The following is a 24,443-nucleotide window of genomic DNA, read 5'->3' as shown; positions in this document are numbered from 1 at the left end:
CTTTGTGCGCCGCATCGCACGCCGGTATAGTCGTTTGAGTATAGAGCGCGGCCATGTCTGTTGAGCGAGTGTCTACCGGGCCGCGATCCCAACGCTTCGAGCCATGGAGATGCCATGTTTGCCACACTTCTGAAAAAGATCAACGACGCCAAGCTGCTGCCGAAAATTTCGGACACCGAGCGGCATGCCCTCGAGGCGGGCTCTGTCTGGATCGACGGCGAATTCTTTAGCGGTAATCCGGATTTTCGTGCCATGATGGCCGAAGCCTACCCGGGTTTGTCGGAAGAGGAGCAGGCGTTTCTGGATGGCCCGGTAGAAGAACTTCTTCATCGCGTCGACGGTTGGAAGCTGCGAGAGACGCGCCGCATCCCGGACGATATCTGGCAGTTCCTGCGCGACAAGGGCTTTTTCGGGATGATCATTCCGAAGGAGTACGGCGGTTCCGGTTTCTCGGTACTCGCGCGCAGTGCGGTCATGACCAAGACCTCGGGTCTGGGCCCGGTCGGCACCCTGATCGTCATTCCCAACACCCTCGGTGCGGCCGAGTTGCTGCTTGAGTACGGCACCCAGGCACAGAAAGACAAATACCTGCCGGGGCTGGCAAGCGGCGAATATGTGCCGTGCTTCGGCCTGACCGAACCCACCGCCGGGTCCGATGCCGCCTCGATCAAGGCCGAAGGCGTCGTATTCAAGGATGACGACGGCGAAGCCAAGATTCGACTGAATTTCTCCAAGCGCTATATCACGCTGGCGCCGATCGCCAACATCGTCAGCCTGGCCTGTTCGCTACACGATCCGGACAACCTGCTGGGCAAGGGCGAATTTCCCGGCATCACCGTGGTCATGCTCGAAAAGGGCATGGACGGGCTTGAGCTGGGCGATCACCATCTGCCGATTGGCGCGTTCGACAACGGCCCGATCTACGGCAAGGACGTGGTCGCGCCGGTGGAAAACATCATCGGCGGCGTCGACGGTGCCGGCCAGGGCTGGCGCATGCTCATGGAACAGCTCGGCGGCGGCCGTGCCGTATCGCTGCCGGCCAGCGGTGTGGCCCTGGCCAAGACGAGTGCGGCGGCCGTAGGCCCGTACAGCATCGTGCGCGAGCAGTTCGGTATTCCGATCGGCCTCATGGAAGGCGTGGAAGCGAAGATCGCGCGTATCGCCGCCCTGACCTATACCCTGGAATCGGCGCGTATCTATGTCTGCGCAGGCGTGGACAACGGCAACCATCCGCCGGTGATCTCGGCGATTCTCAAGCAGCAGACCACCGAAATCGGCCAGCAGCTGGTGACCGACGGCATGGATGTCATGGCCGGCGCCGGCGTCATGCAGGGCCCGAACAATATCCTCGGCGGCGGCTATGTCGGCGCGCCGGTGAGCATTACCGTCGAAGGCGCGAATATCCTCACCCGCACGCTCATGATCTTCGGCCAGGGCGCGGTGCGCTGCCATCCCTATGCGCTGGATACGCTCAATGCGGTACAGGCCGACGACGTGCCGGCCTTCCGCAAGGCGATCCTGGGCTGGATGGGCCATTCGGTTAAGAATTTCTTCCGTGGCATCCTGCGCGGTGTGACCCGTGGCTGGACCGTGCGTACGCCGGTCAACGATGAAACCGCCCAGTATTTCCGCAAGCTCGGCTGGGCGTCGAGCCGATTTGCCTTCCTGACCGATCTGGCCATGTTCCTGATCGGTGGCAAGCTCAAGCAGCGCGGCAAGATTTCCGGGCGTTTCTCCGATGCCTTGTCGTGGATGCTGTTCGGCGTGACCACGCTGCGTCGCTTCCAGGCCGAGGGCAGCCGCAAGGAAGACCTGCCGGTCGTGCACTGGGCGCTGCGTTACAGCCTGCAGCAGGTCCAGCTGGCCTTCGAAGGCATCTATGCAAACTTCGACGTCCCGGTGCTGGGCTGGATCCTGCGCTATCCGGGCCGCTTCTGGCTCAAGATCAACCCGCTGTCCACCGGCCCGCGTGATTCCATGGACCGCGCGGTTGCGGCCAGCATCCAGGCGCCGGGCGCGCAGTACCAGCGCGTTGCCGGTGGCATGGGTACGCCGCGCGACGACGAACCCGGCATGGGCCGTCTGCTCAACGCCTGGCGTCTGGTCAGCGAAGCGCAACAGGCGACGATGCAGGTCCGCAAGGCGATGCACAAGAAGAAGATTCAGGCCCCGAGCCTGCTCGAAGCGCTCGACTCGGCGGTGGGCGTCGGCGTGATCACCCAGGACGACGCGGCCAAAATCCGCAAGGCCGAAGCGGCACGTCTCGAGGCCATCCAGGTGGATACCTTCTCGGCAGAGGAGTACTACAAGGATGAAGTCTCGGACAATATCGAAGAGCCGCCGTTTGCGCGTGCGGCCAATCAGTAACGCGCGCAGGCGCAACGCTTGGAAAAGGCACCTTCGGGCGCCTTTTTCGTTTGTGCAGGTCAGAATCCAGCGTACGTCTGTTATGGCGTACCGACGGCGTGTGCAGTGAACGGCGCGTCGATATCGGGAGGGGCAAATCGCGGACGGGCGTGGCAGAATGCGCGCCATGAACACGACGACCCAACCCCCGCTCACGCCTCGCGTGAACAGTGCCGGCTATACGCTCGGCGAAGAGATTGCCAACGCGATCACCTCCGGCATCGGCACCGCGCTATCGATCGCGGGGCTGGTGGTGATGGTCGTATACGCGACTTTGCTGGGTAACGTCTGGCACGTCGTCAGCGTGACCATTTTCGGCATTGCGCTCATTCTCAGCCATCTTTCATCCACGCTGTATCATGCGGTGCACCCGCCGCGTGCGAAAAGCGTGCTCAAGGTGTTCGATCATCTCGCGATCTACGTGCTGATCGCGGGTACCTATACGCCGTTCACGCTGGTGAATCTGCGGGGCGTGTGGGGCTGGACGCTTTTCACCCTGATCTGGGCGCTCGCCGTTGGCGGGGTGCTGATAAAGCTCACACGGCTCAATAACGTCAAGTATCTATCCACCGCCTTCTACGTGGCAATGGGCTGGACCGTGGTGCTGGTCATCGGGCCGGTCATCGAGAACGTGGCCATGGGCGGTGTCTGGCTGCTGCTGGCTGGCGGTATCTCCTACACCGTGGGCGTGCTGTTTTATGCCTGGAACAGCATGCCGTACAACCATGCGATCTGGCATCTGTTCGTGATCGGCGGCAGTGTGTTCCACTTCTTTGCCGTGCTGTTCTACGTGATTCCGCTGGCGCCGTCGGCGGCGGCACTGCTGGGCTGACGTGGCCGCCCGGCAGGCAACGCCGCAGGGGGTTCTGCAGTCGGTCTTCGGTTACGACGCGTTTCGTGGCCGCCAGGCCGAGATCATCGATACCGTCTGCAACGGCGAAGACGCGCTCGTGCTCATGCCCACCGGCGGTGGCAAGTCGCTGTGTTACCAGATTCCGGCGCTGGTACGCGACGGCGTGGCGATCGTGGTTTCGCCGCTGATCGCGCTCATGGCCGATCAGGTCGCCGCCCTCGAACAGCTGGGCGTACGCGCGGCCTATCTCAACTCCACCCTCGATTTTGCCGACCAGCAGGCCATCGAGCAGGCCATGCGCGCCAATACCATCGACCTGGTCTATGTCGCGCCCGAACGGCTCATGCAGCCGCGTATGCTCGATCTCGTGGCCGATTGCCGCATTTCGCTGCTCGCGATTGACGAGGCCCACTGCGTATCGCAATGGGGCCACGACTTCCGGCCCGAGTACCGTGCGCTGGCCGCGCTCGCCGACCGCTTCCCCCAGGTGCCCCGTGTGGCCCTCACGGCCACCGCCGACCTGCCCACGCGGGCCGAGATCATCGAACGGCTACGCCTCGAGCAGGCCAGTGTTTTCCTGCACAGCTTCGATCGGCCGAATATTCAGTACCGCGTGGCCGAGCGCGGCAGCGCCAAGCAGCAGCTGCTTGATTTCATCGAACGCGAACACGACGGCGAGGCGGGGATCGTCTACTGTCTGTCGCGCCGCAAGACCGAAGAAACCGCGGAATGGCTCAACCAGCGCGGCAAGACGGCGCTGGCCTATCACGCCGGGCTGCCCGCGCAGCTGCGCCAGACCCATCAGGCCCGGTTTCTGCGCGAAGAGGGCGTGATCGTATGTGCGACCGTGGCCTTTGGCATGGGCATCGACAAGCCCGATGTGCGCTTCGTGGCCCATGTCGATCTGCCGGCCAGCATCGAGGCCTACTACCAGGAAACCGGGCGTGCCGGACGTGACGGCGCCCCGGCCACAGCCTGGATGCTCTACGGCCTCAACGATACGGTACAGCGCTCGCGCATGATCGAGCAGGGCAATGCCCCCGAAGAGCGCAAGCGCGTGGAACGCAGCAAGCTCGATGCGATGCTGGCCTACTGCGAACTGGCCAGCTGTCGACGGGTGAGCCTGCTCGGGTATTTCGGGGAAGAGCGCGAACAGCCCTGCGGCAATTGCGACACCTGCCTGAACCCGCCCGAAACCTACGACGCGACCCGCTTGGCGCGCATGGCGCTCTCGGCAATCTACCGGACCGGCCAGCGTTTTGGCACCGGCTATGTGATTGACCACCTGCGCGGCAGCGCGAGCGATCGGGCGGTCGAACTCGGCCACGACGGGCTGTCGACCTTTGGCGTGGGCGCCGAGGTGGAAACCAAGCAATGGCGTTCGATCATCCGCCAGCTCATCGCCCTGGGCTATGTGCGGGTCGACCCCGGCTATGGCGGCCTGGCCCTGGGCGCAAACTGCAAGCCGCTGCTCAAGGGCAGGGAAACGCTGGAGCTGCGCGTGGATCGCAGCGGCAAGCGCGGGCGTACGCGCAGCCGTCTGAAAAAAGAGCTGCCGCCGATCGAAATGGAAGACGAACCGCTCTGGGAGGCATTGCGGGAGCTGCGCCTGCGCCTGGCCAAGGAACAGGACGTGCCGCCCTACGTGATCTTTCACGACGCGACCCTGCGCGAGATGCTGGCACGCCGGCCGACGAGTACGGCCGAACTGGAGAACGTGCCGGGCATCGGCGAGAAGAAACGCGATGCCTATGGTCGCGAATTCGTGGATCTGATCGCGGAATACGCACGCTGATCGCTCGCCAGGCAAAGGCGAAGCCGTTGCGCCGCCTTGGCGTGTGAGGACACGCCCTAAGACAGCTCACCCCAGCGAAACGCAGGCTCCGCAGCGCCATAAAGTGCGTGCTCGTGGCTGCCCAGCGTGGCCCATAGCTGATCGCCGTAGTCGTAGTGCCACCATTCGCTGGGCAGGTTGACGAAGCCGGCATCGTTCATGGCGTGGTAGAGCAGGCGCCGATTGTCGCGCCAGCGAAAGCGCTGCGTATCATCTCCGGCCGCGGTTTCGAAGTACGCCGTATGCGAGGCATCGCTCATGGCATCGAAACCGCTGCCCATATCCAATAGCCGCCCCCGGTCGTTGGCGATGGACAGATCGACCGCGCCGCCGGTCAGATGATAGGGCGGGCTCTGGGCGGGATCCGGCATCGGTCGGGATACGAATTCATCGATATGCTCAAGCCCGCCGCCTTGTTCGAGTTCACGGGCAAAGCGCTCGAACAGCCAGCGTTGCAGGGCCAGCGGGCGCCACGCATCGAACAACACCAGCCGATAGCCGGAAGGCAGCAGCGCGGCCGCCTGTAGCAGCCGTTCCAGCACGCCTTCGCGTACGAAGCACTCGGGCAGGGCGCCGGGTAGACCTTCCAGATGGTAGCGCGGTCGCACCAGAAGCCGGTCCGGCGCCAGGCTTGCCGGCACCAGCGCTTCGCCGTTGTCGACGATGGGCAGGTGGCGAACACGGTCGGTATCCACCGGGTCGGCGACGGGGACCGGGCGGTCAGTCACTGAGCACTCTCCTTGCCGGTAGGCGGTGAAGCAGCGTTTGTCTGCCCCGTGCCGAGCAGCGCGGTCAGCGCCTGGTCCCGGCTCATCGCAGGCGGTGCAAGACCGTAGATGACCACGCCCAGCACAAGCCAGCCGAGCAGAATGAGGTATTCATGCGGCCAGAGCAGCGACATGCCCGTGCCCGGTAGCAGTGTGGCCAGGATGATGGCCGTGGCGGCGAGGGCGCCGATCACGGGCAACATCAGCCAGCGCACGCGGTAGGGCGCTTCGGCATCCGGCTGTCGGGCGCGTATGCGGTACAGGCTGGCCACGGCCAGCAGCCAGGCCAGGCCGATATAGATGCCGCCGGTATCCAGAAACCAGGTCAGCGCCGCTTCGCCGAGCCAGCCGAGCGCCAGCACCAGATTCAGCGTGAACAGCAGGGCGGTATCGGGCGTGCCCCGGTGCGGGTCGACGCGGGCGAAGACAGGCGGAAATATGCCGGCACGGGCCAGCGCCAGCATCACCCGCGAGCTGGCTACGAACAGCGCGATGAAGCTGGTCAGAAGCCCGAGCAGGGCGATCACGTAGGCACCCCAGGCCAGAACGGGAAAGCCGGCGATACGATAGGCATCGATCGTGCCCTGCTCGAGTTCGGCGGTGCGTTGCCAGGGGATGATCCATGCCGAGGCGGTAAGCACCACGACATAGAACGTACCGGCCAGCAGGACCGTGATCACGACGGCGATGCCGATGCGTCGCGGGGACAGGCGTGCGTCTTCGGCGAGCATGCCCACCAGTGAAAAACCGGTCAGAAAGGTCATCGCCGGCAACACGAACCTCAGCGTATCGGCGATGGGCCGGCCGTCGGCCGCATAGGCCGGCCAGAAATTGGCGCGCTCGCCATGGGCAAAGCCTACGACGGTCAAACCCAGCCCGATCAGCAGCATGGCCGCGAACAACAAGACCTGCACGCCGCCGCCCACTTTCAGCCCGCGGCGATTGATTGCATAGACGGCGATTGCCAGCACCGCGCCAATGATCAGAACCGGTGCATGGACCGTTTCGCCGGCCAGTGTATAGAGCGCGCCGCTATCGATAGCGGGAAAGACGCGTGCCAGCAGGCCGCCGGCGGCTGCAACATAGAACGCCAGTGAACTGACATAGGCACCGATCAACAGCCAGCCGGCGACAAACGCCGTGGGCCGCCCGAAGGCCACGAACGCATACACGATTTCGCCACCGGCACGCGGGTAGCGCGACGCCAGCTCGGCATAGGCCGAGGCGACACAGGCGGCCAGCACCGCGCCGATGATCAGGCCGAATATTTCGCCGCCCGCGCCGTAGGCGGCAAAGAACTCGCCGTTGGTATAAATCCAGCTCGTACCGAGTACGCCGGCCGCGCCCATCGCGATAAGGCCGAACAGGCCCAGACTCTTGTTGAGATCGGTCATCGGGGGTAACCGGGCTGTGGCGACTGCATGATGCACACAGTGTGGCCGTATTGCGCACGCATGCAAAATGCCGCGCCTTGATCATTCGACGTAGAGTCGGGCTAGGCCGTCTGCTCCGGTGCCAGCGACGACGGTCTTTCTGGAGCGCAGAAGATGCGGGCGACGGCCTTGTATTGCCGTCGCCCGCGCGGGCGTCGTACGCCTTGGCTCAAAGCCCGGCGGCGAGCTCTGCGGCTTCGCGTATGGCCCGTTTGGCGTCGAGCTCGGCAGCGAGCTGTGCGCCGCCGATGACGTGGGTCTTGATACCGCGTGCGCCCAGCGTATCGGCGAGTTCGCGTCGCGTTTGCTGGCCGGCACAGATGACCACCGTATCCACCTCGAGAACCCGGGCTTCGTCGTCGAGCCGGATATGCAGGCCGGCATCGTCGATCCGCTCGTAGGTAACGCCGCCCATCATGTGCACGCCCTTGTGCTTGAGCGAGGCGCGATGTGCCCAGCCGCTGGTCTTGCCCAGCCCCTTGCCGGGTTTGGCGTCGGTACGCTGGAGCAGCCAGACTTCGCGCGGCGAGGGTTCCGGGTGGGGCTCGGTGAGACCGGATTCGTGGCTCAAGGTCGGGTCCACCCCCCATTCATCGAAGAACTTCTGCTTGTCTTCGGCCGGCGACGGGCGTGTATGGGTCAGAAATTCGCTCACGTCGAAGCCGATACCGCCCGCGCCGATCACGGCGACGCGGCGGCCGGCTTCCACCCGGCCGTGGATGACATCGATATAGGAGGCGACGCTGGCATGGCCGATGCCGTCGATATCGGGCGTGCGCGGGTTGACGCCGGTGGCGATCACGATGTCCTCGAAGCCCATGGCCACGAGGTCGTCAGCTTCGACAAGCGTATTCAGGCGCAGGTCGACGGCGAGTCGTTCCAGCTTGCGGGCGTAGTAGCGCAGCGTTTCGTAGAACTCTTCCTTGCCGGGAATGCGTTTGGCCATGTTGAACTGGCCGCCGATTTCGCTGGCGCTGTCGAACAGCGTGACCCGGTGCCCGCGCTCGGCAAGACGGGTCGCGGCTTCCAGGCCCGCCGGTCCGGCGCCCACCACGGCGATATCCCGCGGCTTTTTCGCCGGGGCGAAATTGAGCTTGGTTTCATGCCCGGCGCGCGGGTTGACCAGACAACTCGCCCGTTTCCATTGAAAGGTGTGATCGAGACAGGCTTGGTTGCAGGCGATACAGGTATTGATTTCGTCGACGCGTGCGCTGGCGGCCTTGTTGACGAATTCCGGATCGGCGAGGAACGGGCGAGCCATCGACACCATGTCGGCCGTGCCGTCGGCCAGCAGCGATTCGGCCACGTCCGGCATGTTGATGCGGTTGGTGGTGCACAGCGGCAGGGCAACTTCGCCCTTGAGCTTTTTGGTGACCCAGGCAAAGGCCGCCCGTGGTACCCGCGTGACGATGGTCGGGATACGCGCCTCGTGCCAGCCGATACCGGTATTGATGATCGTCGCACCCGCGGCTTCCACTGCCTTGGCCAGACGTACGATTTCCTCCCAGCGCTGGCCGTTTTCTACCAGGTCGAGCATCGACAGGCGGTAGATGAGGATGAAATCGGGGCCAAGCGCCTTGCGGATGCCCTCGACGATTTCCACCGCGATCCGCTGGCGGTTCTCCACGCTGCCGCCGTACTCGTCGTCGCGGTCGTTGACGCGTTCCACGAGGAACTGGTTGATCAGATAGCCTTCCGAGCCCATCACTTCGACGCCGTCGTAGCCGGCTTCACGGGCAAGCTCGGCACAACGGATATAGTCGCGAATGGTGTTCTTGACGCCCTGGGTGGTCAGCCGTCTGGGCTTGTAGGGCGTGATCGGCGACTTGCGATCCGATGCCGACACGATGAACGGGTGATAACCGTAGCGTCCGGCATGCAGAATCTGCATGCAGATCTTGCCACCCTCGGCATGCACCGCCCGCGTGATCTTGCGGTGGGGCCAGACATGCAGCCGATGTGACATCTGGCCGGCCATCGGCGATACCCAGCCGGCCACGTTGGGCGCGATACCGCCAGTAACGATCAGGCCGACGCCGCCCGCGGCACGTTCGGCGAAATAGGCCGCCAGTTCGTCGTAATGCCAGAAGAAATCCTCCATGCCAGTATGCATGGAGCCCATCAACACGCGGTTCTTGAGCTGGGTAAAGCCCAGATCCAACGGCTCGAACAGTTTAGGGTAATCGGTATTGTTCATGGTCTTTCTCGGAGGGCGTCGCGCAAGGATTATATCGAGGGTTGGTTGGTAACCGGGATCACCGTGTCGCTTTTGATCTAAGGCGAAGGAACGATTGTCGGCGTGTAATCGCTATGCCAGTGTCGACTCGAAAGGAGAGTGCGGCATGATTTCAATAGAATCGCACGTCAAGGAGATCGAGCGCGTTACAGGAGGCGCCTGCAGCGCGCGCGACGACGCGGTGGTGCAATCGTGGCGTCGCTGCGTGAACGACTACAGGCTGGACCCGGCCAACGCCCGAAATGCCTATATCGTTCCGCAGGCACGCCTGCGCGAGCATCAGGAACAGGCAGAAGCGTTGATTCGTATCAGCCGCGCCGGCCTGGCATCGCTGTTCGACCAGGTTGCATCCGACGACTACGTGCTGCTGCTCTCCGATGCACGCGGCGTCGCCGTGGATTATCTGGGCCATCCGCGCCTGGATGACGAACTGCGGCGCGCCGGGCTGTATCTGGGGGCCGAGTGGTCGGAAAGCCGTGCCGGCACCTGTGCGGTCGGCGCCTGTCTGGTCAGCGGCGAACCGGTGGTGATCCATCAGGATGACCATTTCGATACGACCCATGCATCGCTGACCTGTACCGCCGCGCCCATCTTTGACACCCGAGGCGAGTTGGCCGCGGTGCTGGATATGTCGCAGCTGCGCTCACCCGTGCCCAAAAGCAGCCAGCGGCTGGCCCTGCATCTGGCCAAGGCCACGGCACGACGTATCGAAATGGCCAATCTGGTGGCCCGAACCGGCGACGAGTGGGTATTGCGGCTCGCGCGTACGCCCGATTTTCTGGATACCGCACCCGATGCGGCTTTGTCGCTCGACGGCGCGGGGCGTATTTCCGGTGTCACGGCCAGTGGTCTCGCAGCCCTGGGCAGTCAGCTCGGCTGGTCGGTTGGCTCAGCCCGGGCATTGATCGGCTGCCCCATTTCCTCGCTTTTCGATATCGGTATCGACGACCTGCCCGCGTTCATGCGCGGTCAGCCGGCCGGGCAGCGGCTGCTGCACGTCAACGGCGAACCATTGCTGTTTGCCAGCGCGATGTCGCCGGCCCACGGTCGCCGCTCAGCCGGCCCGGTCATATCGATGCCGCGGGCCGAGCCGGCGGCCGTGGCCGACCAGTGCGATGCGGCCGTGCAAGAACTGCAAACGCGTGCCGCCAAACTGGCGGCGCGCCGTATTCCGATCCTCATTCAGGGTGAAACCGGCAGCGGCAAGGAGGTGCTCGCCCGGGCCATTCATGCGGAATGTAGCGAGGGCGGGCGCTTCGTGGCCGTCAATTGCGCCGCGATTCCCGAACAGCTGATCGAGTCCGAGTTGTTTGGCCATGTGCCCCATGCTTTCACCGGCGCGGACCGCAAGGGCCGAACCGGGCTGATCGAATCCGCCCAGGGCGGGACCCTGTTTCTGGACGAAATCGGCGATATGCCCTTATCGCTGCAAACACGTTTGCTACGTGTGCTCTCCGAGAACGAAGTCGTGCCGGTAGGCGGGGTAGAGCCGCGGCCGGTCGAACTGCGGCTGGTGTCGGCGACCCATCAGGCGTTGGAAACGCGGGTCGCGGAAGGGCGTTTTCGCGAAGATCTTTATTACCGCCTCAACGCCGCGACGCTGCACCTGCCGCCGTTACGCGAACGCAGCGATCTCGATACGCTGCTGGACGAACTGCTCGTCGATATCGGGCGTCGCCACCAAGCGCACTATCGGCTCGAACCCGGGGCGCAGCGCCTGCTTCGCGCCTATCGCTGGCCCGGCAATCTTCGTGAGCTGCGCAATGCCCTGGAGGTTGCTGCCGCGCTCTGCGACGACGGCCTGGTTCGTGAGAAAGACCTGCCCGAGAGGATTCGCCAACCGCATGGTCAGGGCCCGTCGCTGCTGCATAAGCTCGATCAGTGCCATGGCAACGTATCAGCGCTCGCCCGCGAGCTGGGCGTCGACCGTTCGACCGTGCATCGCTGGCTCAAGCGCGCGCGAAACTGACACGCCTGCCGCCACACCTGTGGAAATACCTGTTGCAGCGCATGCGTTACAGCACGCAGGAATCGAGCGCTTAACGCATATAAAACAATGCGTTGAAAGAACGGCATGGCTATTGCTCCCAATCCGTCAACCGTCATTAGAGGGCGAAGCGATCATGGCCCTAAGCGTATGCCCATATCCATGCGTCGGTATGCATACGCGATCGCTCTCGATGACGGGTTTTCGCTGGTTCAAACAATACAAAAACGGGGTCACTCGAAACTCTCGAGCGGCCCCGAAAAAGCCAAGGAGGAGAGTCCATGCTGGACACGACCGTGGCCGTACAGGCCAACAACGTACTCAATCGTCTCGAGGACGCACTGGCACAGAATGACATCGAGGCAGCCCTCGAATTGTTCGCTGGCGAGTGTTATTGGCGGGATATGCTCGCTTTCACGTGGAACATCAAGACCGCGGAGGGCAAAACGGGGATCCGGGACATGCTCTCGCACTGCCTCGAACAGACCCGGCCGCACGACTGGGCGCTGGACGCACGCGAAACGGTCACCGAAACCGACGGCGTCATCGAAGCCTGGATTGTGTTCGAAACCGCGGTAGCCCGCGGGACCGGGTTCATGCGTATCAAGAACGGCCTGATCTGGACGTTGCTCACCACGATGGACGAGCTCAAGGGCCACGAAGAAGCCACCGGCACCAGCCGCCCGCTGGGTGCGAAGCACGGCGACGATCAGGGCAAGCCCAGCTGGAAGGAGGAACGCGAGCAGGAGCTGGCCTCGCTGGGTGTGGATACACAGCCTTATGTGCTGATCATTGGCGGCGGGCAGGGCGGTATCGCCCTGGGCGCACGCCTGCGTCAACTCGGCGTGCCGGCTCTGATCATCGAGAAGAACGAACGGGCCGGGGATTCCTGGCGCAAGCGCTACAAGTCGCTATGCCTGCACGACCCGGTCTGGTACGACCATCTGCCTTATATCAAATTCCCGCGCAACTGGCCGGTCTTCGCGCCCAAGGACAAGATCGGCGACTGGCTGGAGATGTATGCGCGTGTCATGGAGCTGAATTACTGGGGCTCGACCGAAGCCCGCGGGGCGAGCTACGACGAAGCCTCGGGTACATGGACGGTGGAGGTCGAACGCGACGGGGAAACCATCACCCTCAAGCCACGCCAGCTGGTACTGGCCACCGGCATGTCCGCGAAGGCCAACGTTCCGCAAATCGACGGCCAGGATGTCTTTGCCGGTATCCAGCAGCATTCCTCCGAACATCCGGGCCCGGACGGGATGACGGACAAGAAGGTCGCGGTCATCGGTTCGAACAATTCGGCACACGATATCTGTGCCGCGCTCGCGGAAAATGGCGGCGATGTCACCATGATCCAGCGCTCGTCGACGCATATCTCGCGGTCCGAATCGTTGATGAAGTATGCGCTGGGTCCGCTTTACTCGGAGGAGGCCCTGGCGAACGGCATCACCACCGAAAAGGCGGATATGCTCTTTGCCTCCATCCCCTACGCAATCCTTGCCGACTTCCAGAAGCCGCTGTTCGACGAGATACGCCGGGTCGATGCCGACTTCTATGAGCAACTGGAACAGGCCGGCTTCATGCTCGACTTCGGCCCCGACGATTCCGGGCTTTTCATGAAATACCTGCGGCGGGCTTCCGGCTATTACATCGATGTCGGCGCCTCGCAAATGATCATCGACGGCCGTATAAAGCTGCAAAGCGGCGCGGAGGTGGCCCGCCTGACCGAAAACAGCGTACAGCTCGAAGATGGACGCGAGATCCCGGCAGACGTCGTGATTTATGCCACCGGCTACGGATCGATGAACGGTTGGGCCGCCGACCTCATTTCCCAGGACGTGGCCGACAAGGTCGGCAAGGTATGGGGGCTGGGGTCCGACACGCCCAAAGACCCGGGTCCGTGGGAAGGCGAACAGCGCAATATGTGGAAGCCAACCCAGCAGGAAGCGCTCTGGTTTCATGGCGGGAACCTAGCACAATCAAGGTTTTATTCTCACTTTCTAGCGTTGCAGCTCAAGGCGCGAATGGAGGGTCTGGATACGCCGGTTTATGGCCAACAACCCGCGCACCATAGAAGCTAGAAATCACTTTAACGGGAAAGGGGCTTCGGCCCCTTTTTTGCGCCGCCGTCTGGATCGACCGTGCAAAGAGTGCGCAGCGGTGTTTGATCGAAGGGTTGCGCGCAATAATATGCCCGGCGATTGACACAAATGCGCTAAGTCGGCGTATACACTGATTATCTACGGTAAACTTCGGTTTGTTATCGAAGAGAACCTACCGTATGACCGAATTCTCGGTTGTAGAGCAGCGGGCCTGTGAGCGTCTGGGGAGCATCGATGCGCTCGAGTCGCGCCTGATACGGCCCGAACCACCCGAGTCGCTCGCCATGATCGGCGACGATCGTTATCTGTCGGTGATGAATCGCCGGGTATTCAGGGCCGGGCTGACCCACCGTCTCGTTGACGCCCGCTGGCCTGCCTTCGAGATTGCCTTCGCCGACTTCAACGTCGACGCGGTCGCCGCTCTTGACGACACCGACCTGCAACGGCTGGCACGCGACGAGGCGCTTATTCGTCACCGGAAGAAAATCTTTGCGGTACGCGATAACGCGATTGCGATGCAGGCGATCATTGCGGAATTCGGTAGCTTCGGCGTGTGGCTTGCAGACTGGGCAGAGGACGAAACCGTCGAGCTGTGGCTGGAGCTGCGTGCACGCTTTAGCCAGCTGGGCGGCAATTCGGCGCCGGCGTTTCTGCGCATGTGTGGCAAGGACACCTTCCTGCTCACCAACTGGGTCGTGCGGGCACTGGATGAATGGGGCGCCTATCAGGGGCGCACCAGCAGTCGTGCTGCGCTCATGCAAATTCAAAGCGTATTTGACGCCTGGCACGAAGAAAGCGAACGCCCCCTGTGTCAGATCAGTCAAATTCTCGCATTATCAATAGATTAATACGGATATCGAATGTCGAATAAAGGTTTTTGTCGAGTTGTTTCCCTGGCGGTTCTGGGCCTCGCTACGATGTTATTCGTATCCGGCTGCGGGCAGGGCAAGGAGAGCACCGTCACAGTGGCCGGCGCACTCGATCTCGGCGGGGCCCAGGCGTTGCCCGACAAAGCGACCGCACGCATCAGTATATTCGAGCACCGAGCCGGTGGCGGCGATAAGCGCATCGTGGCGGAGCGCACGCTCCATGATCTCGACGGCAAGTCGATCAAGTTCACGGTCGATATCGAACGCAACCTCATCGACCCCGATGGCGACTACGGACTGCGTGGCGAGATACTGTCGGCGGATGGAACCATCCTTTGGCATTCGGAAAAGCCGAGAAATATCAAACCACTGGAAAATGATTCTGATATCGCGCTTAAACTGGTTCCGAATGCTACCGACGCCGACCTGAGCTTCCAACAGTTTCGTTGTGGCGACGGTTTTCATTTCGCGGCGGCGATACAGCCGGAGCGGGCAGTGGTGCGGCTGGGCAATCGGCGGCTCGGCATGCCTGTGACCGAACACAGCGATACGTTCCAGGGCGAGCATGGCAATCAGCTTATTCGGAACGCGAATGAAATCTCGGTTCGTATCGACGATAGCGCGCATCCGAACTGCTCGGTGGTTGCCGAGCAGTCGCCACCTGCCGCTGGTGAAACACGATCCGTGTCGCAGCCCGAGCCGTCCAGCGCGCCTAGGCGTGAGGGCGAGAATGCCGCAAATAAAGCCCAGCCGACTGAACAAGCAACAAACGACTGAACGCCGCGGGACGAGCGTCATCGTTTGGCGGGGCGCAGAGGCGCCTAAAGGCCTTTCTGAGCGGTACCAACGCATTCCGGGGTGGGGCGTTGATCTGGGCATAATTGGCGCGCTGCCGCTATGATTATCGGGCATGTTTGGAACGAGGCGCCCGAGGCCTGGGGGTTGTTTATTAACCCGCCACGAATATAAACGAGTTGTCGGGTTAGTAACGTGAGTGCGCGACGACGTGCTCGCCGCGGCTGACGGCCGCGAAGCTGTTGAACATCAAGGGCTGACACGTGCAGGCCTTGATTTTTATAGCATTGAAAACGGCTGATAGCGTCAGCTGTTCTGGGGGCCGGGTTAACAGCGGTTGTCAGCCGCACTTTTGCGTAGCGCGGGTGGGCGTTCAAGACAAGGGCGGGTGATGGTCGAGACCGAACGCGGTAGACGGGTATCGCGACGCGTGAGCGTGGCGCTGTATCTCGTGCTCGCCGGCCTTTTGCTGGCGTGCAGCAGCGAGCAGCAGCAGCCACCGCCTAAACCGAAACCCATCGCCTGGGCCGTCGCCGAAGTCGCGCAGAACGGCCAGACGCGATCGATTAGCGGCGTGCTGCAAATGCCGCAGCGTGCCCCCATGGCGTTCGAAGTGCCAGGGCGGGTATCCCAGGTGAATGTCGAAACCGGCGGCGTCTTTGAACGGGGCGATGTGCTCGCTGCACTCAACGACCGCAGTTATGCGCTTACGCTGGCACAGCGCCAGGCCGAGTTGGCAGAAGCGAAAGCCACGAGTGAACTCTCCCGTACCCGTTTTGAGCGCACCCAGGCACTGCGGGCGTCCAACGCGATTTCCCAGGCCCAGTACGACAGCGATGCCGCCGCGCTTGCAAGCGACCGCAGCCGGGTGGAGACGGCACAGGCACGCGTCGATATCGCGCGAAAGGACCTCGCCGATACCCGGCTGGTTGCACCCTATGCCGGGACGGTTGCCCGGCGGCATATCGAACCTGCCCAGCGCGTGCAGGCGGGAGAGATCGCGCTTGAGATCCAGAGCCGTGACGACGGCATGGAAGTCGTCGCCTCGGCACCGGAGACGCTGATCAACGCGCTCGACCGTGACGCAATGCATATTGTGACGCTGGCCGCAGCGCCGGATATGGCGATGATGGCCCAAATAACCGAAGTGGGCACCGACGCGGGCGATCGCAATGCCTATCCCCTGACGCTCGCCATCCCGGAGCCGATTGCGTTTGCGCGTGCCGGCATGACCGCCGAGGTGACGCTGCGTCTCACAGACGAGGCACTCGCCGGCGCCGGCGGCGACGACATCATCGAGATCCCGGTCACGGCATTCGCACAGGGCGCCGGCCGCCAGACGTTCGTTTATGTGGTGGATGAAAGCGATCGCCTGGTACGACGTGAGGTCATGGTGGTCGATATCAGTGGCGACAAGGCGCTGGTGGGTCGAGGTTTACGCTCAGGTGAGATCGTCGCCAGCCAGGGCGTGGCGTTCCTGCACGAAGGCCAGGCGGTCACCCGTATTGGCGTGGGCCCGCGCCAGTTCAACGAATAGCGCCCGTTGATGAATATCAGCCAGCTCGCGCTTCGCTATTGGCCGGTGGTGTTGATGCTGGTCGTGGTGGCCACGGTGGCCGGCGTTCTGAGTTATTTCTCGCTGCCGACCCGGGAAGATCCGGAGATTACGATCCGCGAGGCCGTGGTCACCACGCATTTCGAAGGCTTGTCGGCCGAGCGGGTCGAGCTGCTGATCACGAAGACGCTCGAAGAAGCGATTCGTCAGGTGCCCGAAGTGGAGCAGATCCGCAGCACCTCCATGCCCGGCACCTCGATCATCCACGTCGAGATCCAGGACAAGTACTTCGATCTGGAGCAGATCTGGGACGAAATGCGTCACAAGATCGAAGCGGTGCGCAACGACTTGCCGGAAGGGGCAACGCAGCCGCGGGTCAACGACGACTTCGGCGATGTGGCCGTGGTTACGGCTGCACTTACCGCCGACGATTTTTCCATGTCGCAGATGTTCGACATGGCGCAGCATATTCGCGACCGGCTGTATACCGTAAAGCACACCCAGCGGGTCGATATTCTCGGCGTGCAGCCCGAGCGTATCTATATCGAGACGACAAACGCGCGACTGGCCGAAATGGGGCTGGACCCGGAGCGGTTGATCGCGACACTGGCCGATCAGAACATCATTCGACCGGGCGGCGCGGTGGATACCGGCGGGCGTCGCTTCGCGATCGAGCCGAGCGGCCAGTTCGAGGATATCGAGTCCATTCGCGAGGCCCTGATCGCGCTGCCCGACAGCGATCGCGTGGTGCCCCTGCAGGACATCGCCACCGTCGAGCGCGGCTATCTCGACCCGCCCGGGCAAAAGGCGTATTACAACGGCCGACCGGCGCTGGTGTTTTCGATCGCGATGCTGTCCGGCAATAGCGTGATCGACTACGGCGCCGACGTTAAGCGCATGATCGCCACCTTGCAGCAGGACCTGCCGGCAGGCTACCAGCTGGATATCGCGACCTTTCAGGCCGAGCAGGTCGCAAACACCGTTTACGGCGTGACCGTCAACGTCTTGCAGACACTGGCCATCGTGCTGGCGGTCGTCATTCTGTTCCTTGGCTTGCGTACCGGCGTGATCGTCGGCTCGATCGTGCCGGCGGTGATGCTCGCAAGCCTCGCGGTGATGGGTTTTTTCGAGCTGTCGCTGCAGCGCATGAGCCTGGCGACGCTTGTTATTGCACTCGGCCTGCTGGTCGACAATGGCATCGTGATTGCCGAGGACTTCAAACGACGGCTGGAAGAGGGCGCCAGCCGCGACGACGCCCTCAAACAGACCGGCGATCAAATGGCGATTCCGCTGCTGTCGTCGACGTTGACCACCATTCTGGTCTTTCTACCGCTGATGCTCGCCGAGCACGTGGCCGGCGAGTACACGCGCTCGATATCGCTCGTCATCCTGATTACGTTGCTGATGTCGTGGCTGCTGGCCATGGGGCTGACCCCGCTGCTGTGTTATCGCTTCATTCGGGTAGAACCCGGCACCGCGGCGGACACGCCGCGATTCTCGGAACGGCTGTTTCGACGCATGAACGGGCTGTATGAAACCCGCCTGCGTCGCGTCATGCAGCGGCCGCTGTTGTTTGTGCTGGCCATGCTTGTACTGCTGATCGCTTCGGTGGTTGGGCTCAGCCACGCGCCGGCGAAGTTCTTTCCCGATTCCGATCGTGCGCAGATCCTGGTGTATGTCGATCGGCCGGCCGGCTCTCCGAGCACCGCCACCGACGCGGCGATTCAGCAGATGATGGCAATCGTGGGTGACGCCGAGCGTTTTCCCTACGTACGCGACTTCGCTGCCTATGTCGGCTTCGGCGGGCCGCGTTTCGTGCTTTCCCTGACCCCGGTCGACCCGGCGCCGTTTCGCGGCTTCATGGTCCTCAACATCGACGACTACGAGCATATGAACCGCGCGGAACGCGAAATTCGTGCCGCCCTGAATGCCGAAGTGCCGTCGGCGCGTGCCCGCGTCAAACGCATGTTCCTGGGCCCCAGCGATTCAAGCCAGCTGCAGATACAGATCAAGGGCCCGGACGCCGACTATATCTATGCGCAGGCGGATCGTATCGAAAGCCTCATGGCCACCGTGGCCCATACCATCGATATACGCCACGACTGGGAAAACCGGATCGATGCCATTCGGGTGGATATCGACCAGGCCAGGGCGCGTCGCGCCGGGGTCACATCCGCCGACGTGGCACGGTCGATGAGCCAGTACTTCGACGGTCGCCAGATTACGGAATTTCGCGAGGGCGACGACATATTTCCGATCGTGCTGCGCGCGGCGGACGCCGAACGGCATGATCTCGACCGGGTGAAGTCGCTGTCCGTGTTTTCCCAGTCCCAGGGGCATAGCGTGCCGCTGGAACAGATCGCGGCCTTCGAGCTCGTACCGAGGTTTGGCGTGATTGCACGCGAAGATATGGCACGCACGGTCACCGTCGAAGCCCGTAACACCCAGCTATCGGCCGAAGACATGCTGCCGCAGTTGCAGCAGGGGCTGGACGAGATCGAAGCGACGCTTGCGGCGCATCACCATATCGAGATCGATGGCGTCGTCGAGGAATCGGCCGAAGGCCAGGCCGCCTTGTCGGCGAACTTCCCGCTGTGCGCCGGCGCGATGCTGTTGCTGCTTGTTATCCAGTTCAACGGCTATCGGCGGCCATTGATCATTGTCGCGACGCTGCCGTTGCTGCTCATCGGCGCGGTGATCGGGTTGTACGCAATGCAAGCCAATTTCGGCTTCATGGAAATTCTCGGCCTGTACGCGCTCGCCGGTATTCTTCTCAACAACGGCATCGTGCTGCTCGACCAGATCGAGATCGAACGGGCCGCTGACAACACAACGGCCTACGAGGCCGTCATCTGCGCCTGCGTGCGCCGTTTGCGGCCGATCATGATGACCACCATCACGACCATTCTCGGCCTGCTGCCGTTGATCATCTTTCACGATGCCTTGTTCTACGGTATGGCCAGCGTGCTGGCATTCGGCCTGGCGGTGGGCACGCTGCTCACCCTCGGTGTCGTACCGGTGCTTTACTGCCTTGTATTTCGCGTGCGTAAGCCGGATATGGCCGGGCATGGCACCGCGCGGTGATTTCCTCGCCAGCCACGCCTGTGGGATTCCGGCGACAGCCCGGCTGCGAATGGCGCCACGGCCGGCCGATACAGACCGCATGAAAACGAGTATCAATTACTTCGCCATGGCCTTGGCGGTCGCTGCGGGCGTGTTTGTCGGCAATCTGGCAACGGACTTCACACGTCTTTGGGTCACCACATCGATGCTGGCCAAGGCGACGGGCGAACGGCCATCGTTCGCGGTTAATGAACCGCCGGAGTCCGCCGTTACGGCTGGTAACAATTACCGCGAACAGGTTGCCAGGGAGAATCGCCAGCAGGCGGCACAAGAACAGCGCCAGCGCTCCGACCAGATGCTCGAGCAACGCAAGGCGTCGCCCGAGGGTCGGCGTCTGTATGTTCAATGCGAGGCATGGCAGCGCAACTACGACAAGACACCAACGGATACCACGCGGCGATACGCGGATTTCTACTGCGGTCAGTATCGTCAGTACCTAAACACAGGCGTGATCACGAACGACAAGTCGCCGTTCTAGCGTGTCGGTCGTCCGGTTCGCGATGGCTGTATTGTGAGGCTGCAACGACCGATGCCCACGGCGCCTGCGGTCGGGCCGCGAACTTGCGTTCACAAGTCACGGCGTGGGACAGGCCAATGAATAAACGACTGACTGCGCCAGTTGCCGTGGTAATCGCCGACGATGTGCAGCGGCTTAACCACGGGGCAACGCAGGCCGTCACACACCGGACGCCCAGATATAACTGGGCATAATGTATATTATGTTAAATTAATAATATCGTGGATGATGATGGTTATGCCTGCGCAATACATTGGCGCTGCACGCGTGCCCTGTTTTATCGATACGCTGCGTCGAGCAACGCTGAGTCGCGCGCGGGTAACGGCCTCGCCCGCGCGCTCCAAATGAACAATAGCCGTCGCAGTTTCGACTACTACGCGGCAACCGTGGCCGCCTGGCGGCGTGCATTACGCGCCAGCTTCTGAGTGGCCAGAATAACCAGCGCTACGACCAGGACAGCCCACGGCGCGCCCGTGCCGGTTGCGATGCCTGCAACGAACCCCGCGATGAAGAACAGCGCCACCAGCGTGGTGACCCAGGACGCAACGGTTTGATGATGAATATTCAAAAGCATGACGTGACCCATTGAAGCGGTGACAACACAAAGCCAAAGACCGAACGAAACCTTCGCGCTGCCGGTGCTATATCGGCAGCCAATAAAACGGGTGCCGGCCGAAATGGCGCGTGAGAACGCGGTGGACAATCGGTCGGCACCCTAGTTTACGGCTTCACGTGCACCGGCTTGAGCGATTTCGCTGTGTTTTACAAGATTTTTTGTGTCTCATTGCGAAATCGCCGTTGCTTTCAATAAATCGGCCGATCATGCGCCGCGGTCGGCCTCGGCAAACCAGCGATAGATGCTGGGTAGCACGAGCAGCGTGAGCAAGGTCGAAGTCACCAGCCCGCCGATAACCACGGCCGCAAGCGGGCGTTGCACGTTCGAACCGATGCCGTTGGCAAGCAATAACGGTATCAGCCCGAGTATCGCCGTGAGTGCGGTCATGAGTACCGGCCGTAGCCGATGCTCGGCGCCTATTCGGATCGCCTCATTCATCGGCACACCTTGTGCGCGTAACTGATTGATATACGAAACCATGACCACGCCGTTCTGTACCGCCACCCCGAAGACGGCGATAAACCCCACCGCGGCCGGCACGGACAGATACAAGCCCGACAGCCACAGCGTGAAGATGCCGCCGATAATGGCGAACGGCACGTTCAGAAAGATCAGCGCGGCATAACGCAGGCTAGAAAAGGCGCTGTAGAGCAGCAAAAAGATCAATGCCAGGGTCACGGGCACGACCAGGTAAAGCCGTTTCATGGCGCGTTGCTGGTTTTCGAACTGACCGCCGAAATCGACGAAATACCCAGTCGGCAGGTCAACCTCCCGATCGATCTGTGCCCGCAGGTCGGCGACGACCCCGCCCATGTCGCGTCCGCGTACATTCATCTGCACGAACAGACGACGGCTGGCGTTGGCACGCGAGATTTTCTTGGGCCCGGTATAGGTTTCGATATCCGCCACCCGCGACAACGGAATCAATGCCCCGTCCGGCGCCCGCAAGCTCAGGTTGCGAATGGCATCGATGCGCTCGCGTTGCTCGGGCGCCAGGCGCAGAAAGATATCGAAACGGCGGACCCCGTCGAAAACCTGACCGACGCTCGCCCCGCCGATACCCATCGAAACGGTATCGAGGACATCGTCCACACTGATGCCATAACGCGCCAGCGATGCGCGATCGGGCCGGATGACGATCTGCTGCTTGCCGCCCTGCTGCTGCACGCGTACGTCGACCGCGCCCGGCGTCGTACGGGCGAGTTGTGCGATCTGATCGCCTAGCTTTGCCAGTTTGTCGAGATCATCGCCGAATATGCTGACAACGAGCTGAGCCTGGACGCCCGAAAGCAGTTCGTCGGTACGCAGCTGGATGGGCTGTGAGAAATTATTGGCCAGCCCGGGCACCCGCTCGGACAGCCTGTCCGACATGGCATTCTGCAACTGTTCATAGGAGCGCCCGCCTTGCCAGGCGTCCAGCGGTTTGAGGTTGACGGTCGTGGCCACGACGTTAACCGGTTCGGGATCGCCGCCGACCTCGGCGCGGCCGACCCGCGAATAGGCCCCCGTGACTTCCTCGAACTCTGTGACCGTACGCTGCACGCGTTTGCCATAGGCAATCGCCGAATCCAGGCTTGCGCCCGGCGGCAGCGTGGAGCGCACCATGAATGTGCCTTCACGCAGCGTGGGCAAGAACTCCGTGCCCAGACGCGGGAATATGGCCAGACTGGTCGCGAACAGCACGACCGTGACACCGAATACCCACCACGGCGCCTTGAGAGCGGCATCGCGCACGGGCCGATACCCGGCCTTGAGAACGCGGATCAGCCCTGGCTCGGCCAAAGCCTTCGTACGTGGCAGCAACAACACGGCCAGCACCGGAACCAGGGTGAGCGACAACAGCAGCGCCGCCGCCAGCGCAAAGCTGATCGTATACGCCATGGGCGAGAACAACTTGCCTTCCACGCCCTGGAGCGTGAACAACGGCAGAAACACGAGGATGACGATCGCCACCGCGAACACGATCGGCCGGCCAACCTCGCGTGCCGCGGCTGCGACGATCTCTGTCAGGCTCGCCCCGTCGGGATCGCCCCCTTCGCCGCCCTCGCCTTCGCTGCCACGCTGCGCATTCTGATCGTTCAGGCAGCGCACGATATTTTCGATCATCACCACCGAACCATCCACCATCATGCCGATTCCGATGGCCAGCCCGCCCAGACTCATGAGGTTGGCCGAAAGCCCCGACAGGCGCATGGCGATGAACGCCACCAGCAACGACAGGGGCACGCTCGATACCACGATGAGCGTTGAGCGCAGATTGCCCAGAAACAGATACAGCAAAACCAGCACCAGCACGGCGCCCACCAGCAACGCCTCGACCACCGTACCGGTGGCCTTGTCCACGAGTTCGGCCTGAGAGTAATACACGCGGGTGGTCATGCCCTCGGGTAGCGAGGCGTTGATCTCCTCGAGCTTGGCGTTCACGCGCTCGAGCACGCGTTGGGTATCCGAGCCCACTAGTTTGAGTACGTAGCCGCCGACCGATTCGTCGCCGTTGGCGATTTCGGCGCCCCGCCGGATTGCCCGTCCGTAGCCCACCGTGGCGACGTCGTGGATATACCCCGGCCCGCCGTTACGCGTGGCGATACGCGTATTGCGCAAATCGTCCAGGCCGGCGTCGCCCGCCGATACCCAGCCATAACCGCGGATGATGTATTCCTCGCCACCGCGCTCGATGAACGACGCGCCGACGTTGCGGTTGTTGCGCGCCAGCGCCTCGCGTACATCGCCAGGCGTCAAGGCGCGTGCGGTGAGCGCGGCCATATCGAGCGTGACCTGATACTGTTTTTCATAGCCGCCGATCGACAGCACGCCGGTCACGCCGTCGACGGTGCGCAGCTGCGGCTTGATCAGCCAGTCCTGTGCGGTGCGCCGCTGCATGAGCGAATGGTGAGCGCCGGGTTCGTTTTCCACTGCGTACATGAGAATCCGCCCAAGGCCGGTGGTGATCGGCCCCAGCTGGGGTTCGCCCAGGCCATCGGGCATTTCACGGCGGGCATCGGCCAGGCGCTCGTTCACCAGGCGGCGGGCAAAATAGATATCGGTGGCATCGTCGAAATAGACATCCACCCGCGACAGCCCGAAGATCGAGGTCGATTGCACGCGCTCCAGCCCCGGCAGCCCGTACATGCTGATCTCGATCGGATAGGAAATCAGGGTTTCGATATCCACCGGCGACAAGCCGGGACTGGCGGTATAGACCTGAACCAGCGTCGGCGTGGCGTCGGGAAAGGCATCGACCGGCAGCGAGCGCAACGAGAAATAGCCGCCGATGGCCAGGGCCACGACCGCGACGAGCACCAGCAGGCGGTTTGCCATGGCCAGGCGAATAAGTGCATTGATCATGT

Annotated in this window: 15 protein-coding genes; 10 read left to right on the top strand and 5 right to left on the bottom strand. The window is 62.6% G+C overall.

Translation table 11 applies throughout. The features are described 5' to 3' along the window. Positions 1-114: 114 nt before the first annotated feature. The 3 genes from CMN27_RS07030 to recQ all read left to right on the top strand — a co-directional run bounded on the left by CMN27_RS07030 (position 115) and on the right by recQ (position 5,054). Entirely contained in the window at positions 115-2,367 is a 2,253-nt protein-coding gene (locus tag CMN27_RS07030) for an acyl-CoA dehydrogenase (protein WP_293625079.1), read from the top strand. Positions 2,368-2,524: 157 nt separating this feature from the next. Then, positions 2,525-3,238, top strand: a complete 714-nt coding sequence (locus tag CMN27_RS07025) for a hemolysin III family protein (protein ID WP_366515416.1) — start codon at positions 2,525-2,527, stop codon at positions 3,236-3,238. Position 3,239: 1 nt separating this feature from the next. Then, a complete protein-coding gene (gene recQ, locus CMN27_RS07020) occupies positions 3,240-5,054 on the top strand; it encodes a DNA helicase RecQ (protein WP_293625077.1) in 1,815 nt (604 codons plus the stop codon). A gap of 56 nt (positions 5,055-5,110) precedes the next feature. On the opposite strand, the gene CMN27_RS07015 is transcribed toward recQ, so the two are convergent. From CMN27_RS07015 to CMN27_RS07005, 3 genes are all read right to left on the bottom strand, one after another. Beyond that, a complete protein-coding gene (locus CMN27_RS07015) occupies positions 5,111-5,821 on the bottom strand; it encodes a M15 family metallopeptidase (RefSeq protein ID WP_293625076.1) in 711 nt (236 codons plus the stop codon). Continuing rightward, positions 5,818-7,254: an APC family permease gene (locus CMN27_RS07010; protein ID WP_293625075.1), complete on the bottom strand. Its 1,437-nt coding sequence runs from the start codon at positions 7,252-7,254 to the stop codon at positions 5,818-5,820. The genes CMN27_RS07015 and CMN27_RS07010 overlap by 4 nt, the downstream gene beginning before the upstream one ends. A gap of 208 nt (positions 7,255-7,462) precedes the next feature. After that, positions 7,463-9,490 (bottom strand): NADPH-dependent 2,4-dienoyl-CoA reductase, encoded by a 2,028-nt coding sequence (locus CMN27_RS07005; RefSeq protein WP_293625074.1) that lies wholly within the window; start codon positions 9,488-9,490, stop codon positions 7,463-7,465. Positions 9,491-9,635: 145 nt separating this feature from the next. On the opposite strand from CMN27_RS07005, the gene CMN27_RS07000 reads away from it, so the two are divergent. The 7 genes from CMN27_RS07000 (at position 9,636) to CMN27_RS06970 (ending at position 20,441) form a co-directional block, all read left to right on the top strand. Next, entirely contained in the window at positions 9,636-11,498 is a 1,863-nt protein-coding gene (locus CMN27_RS07000; protein ID WP_293625073.1) for a sigma-54-dependent Fis family transcriptional regulator, read from the top strand. 299 nt (positions 11,499-11,797) lie between these two features. Continuing rightward, a complete protein-coding gene (locus CMN27_RS06995) occupies positions 11,798-13,600 on the top strand; it encodes an NAD(P)/FAD-dependent oxidoreductase (protein ID WP_293625072.1) in 1,803 nt (600 codons plus the stop codon). A 200-nt stretch (positions 13,601-13,800) separates the two neighbouring features. After that, positions 13,801-14,469, top strand: a complete 669-nt coding sequence (locus tag CMN27_RS06990) for a DNA-3-methyladenine glycosylase I (RefSeq protein WP_293625071.1) — start codon at positions 13,801-13,803, stop codon at positions 14,467-14,469. Between the two features lie 12 nt (positions 14,470-14,481). Beyond that, positions 14,482-15,267 (top strand): hypothetical protein, encoded by a 786-nt coding sequence (locus CMN27_RS06985; protein ID WP_293625070.1) that lies wholly within the window; start codon positions 14,482-14,484, stop codon positions 15,265-15,267. 409 nt (positions 15,268-15,676) lie between these two features. Continuing rightward, on the top strand, positions 15,677-16,822 hold the full coding sequence (locus CMN27_RS06980; protein ID WP_293625069.1) for an efflux RND transporter periplasmic adaptor subunit: 1,146 nt from the start codon (positions 15,677-15,679) through the stop codon (positions 16,820-16,822). A gap of 9 nt (positions 16,823-16,831) precedes the next feature. Next, a complete protein-coding gene (locus tag CMN27_RS06975; RefSeq protein WP_293625068.1) occupies positions 16,832-19,924 on the top strand; it encodes an efflux RND transporter permease subunit in 3,093 nt (1,030 codons plus the stop codon). Positions 19,925-20,003: 79 nt separating this feature from the next. After that, a complete protein-coding gene (locus CMN27_RS06970) occupies positions 20,004-20,441 on the top strand; it encodes a hypothetical protein (protein ID WP_293625067.1) in 438 nt (145 codons plus the stop codon). A gap of 412 nt (positions 20,442-20,853) precedes the next feature. Here CMN27_RS06970 and CMN27_RS06965 read toward each other — a convergent pair whose 3' ends face one another. Both CMN27_RS06965 and CMN27_RS06960 read right to left on the bottom strand, forming a co-directional pair. After that, a complete protein-coding gene (locus CMN27_RS06965; RefSeq protein ID WP_293625066.1) occupies positions 20,854-21,183 on the bottom strand; it encodes a hypothetical protein in 330 nt (109 codons plus the stop codon). Positions 21,184-21,300: 117 nt separating this feature from the next. Continuing rightward, the gene (locus tag CMN27_RS06960) at positions 21,301-24,441 is read right to left on the bottom strand and encodes a CusA/CzcA family heavy metal efflux RND transporter (RefSeq protein ID WP_293625065.1); all 3,141 of its coding nucleotides are present in this window, start codon (positions 24,439-24,441) and stop codon (positions 21,301-21,303) included. Positions 24,442-24,443 lie beyond the last annotated feature (2 nt).

The organism is Salinisphaera sp., from assembly GCF_002729955.1.
In the GTDB taxonomy this organism is placed as follows: Bacteria; Pseudomonadota; Gammaproteobacteria; order Nevskiales; family Salinisphaeraceae; genus Salinisphaera.
The sequence above is the reverse complement of the archived record's forward strand: the minus strand, read 5'-3'. Positions and strand labels throughout refer to the sequence as shown.

What these genes read in the sequence shown, in the direction of transcription:
- CMN27_RS06975 (WP_293625068.1), top strand. Translation starts at nt 16,832, where the DNA reads ATGAATATCAGCCAGCTCGCGCTTCGCTATTGGCCGGTGGTGTTGATG.
- CMN27_RS07030 (WP_293625079.1), top strand. Translation starts at nt 115, where the DNA reads ATGTTTGCCACACTTCTGAAAAAGATCAACGACGCCAAGCTGCTGCCG.
- CMN27_RS06985 (WP_293625070.1), top strand. Translation starts at nt 14,482, where the DNA reads ATGTCGAATAAAGGTTTTTGTCGAGTTGTTTCCCTGGCGGTTCTGGGC.
- CMN27_RS07025 (WP_366515416.1), top strand. Translation starts at nt 2,525, where the DNA reads ATGCGCGCCATGAACACGACGACCCAACCCCCGCTCACGCCTCGCGTG.
- CMN27_RS06990 (WP_293625071.1), top strand. Translation starts at nt 13,801, where the DNA reads ATGACCGAATTCTCGGTTGTAGAGCAGCGGGCCTGTGAGCGTCTGGGG.
- CMN27_RS07005 (WP_293625074.1), bottom strand. Translation starts at nt 9,490, where the DNA reads ATGAACAATACCGATTACCCTAAACTGTTCGAGCCGTTGGATCTGGGC.
- CMN27_RS06995 (WP_293625072.1), top strand. Translation starts at nt 11,798, where the DNA reads ATGCTGGACACGACCGTGGCCGTACAGGCCAACAACGTACTCAATCGT.
- CMN27_RS07000 (WP_293625073.1), top strand. Translation starts at nt 9,636, where the DNA reads ATGATTTCAATAGAATCGCACGTCAAGGAGATCGAGCGCGTTACAGGA.
- CMN27_RS06960 (WP_293625065.1), bottom strand. Translation starts at nt 24,441, where the DNA reads ATGATCAATGCACTTATTCGCCTGGCCATGGCAAACCGCCTGCTGGTG.
- CMN27_RS06970 (WP_293625067.1), top strand. Translation starts at nt 20,004, where the DNA reads ATGAAAACGAGTATCAATTACTTCGCCATGGCCTTGGCGGTCGCTGCG.
- CMN27_RS07010 (WP_293625075.1), bottom strand. Translation starts at nt 7,254, where the DNA reads ATGACCGATCTCAACAAGAGTCTGGGCCTGTTCGGCCTTATCGCGATG.
- CMN27_RS06980 (WP_293625069.1), top strand. Translation starts at nt 15,677, where the DNA reads ATGGTCGAGACCGAACGCGGTAGACGGGTATCGCGACGCGTGAGCGTG.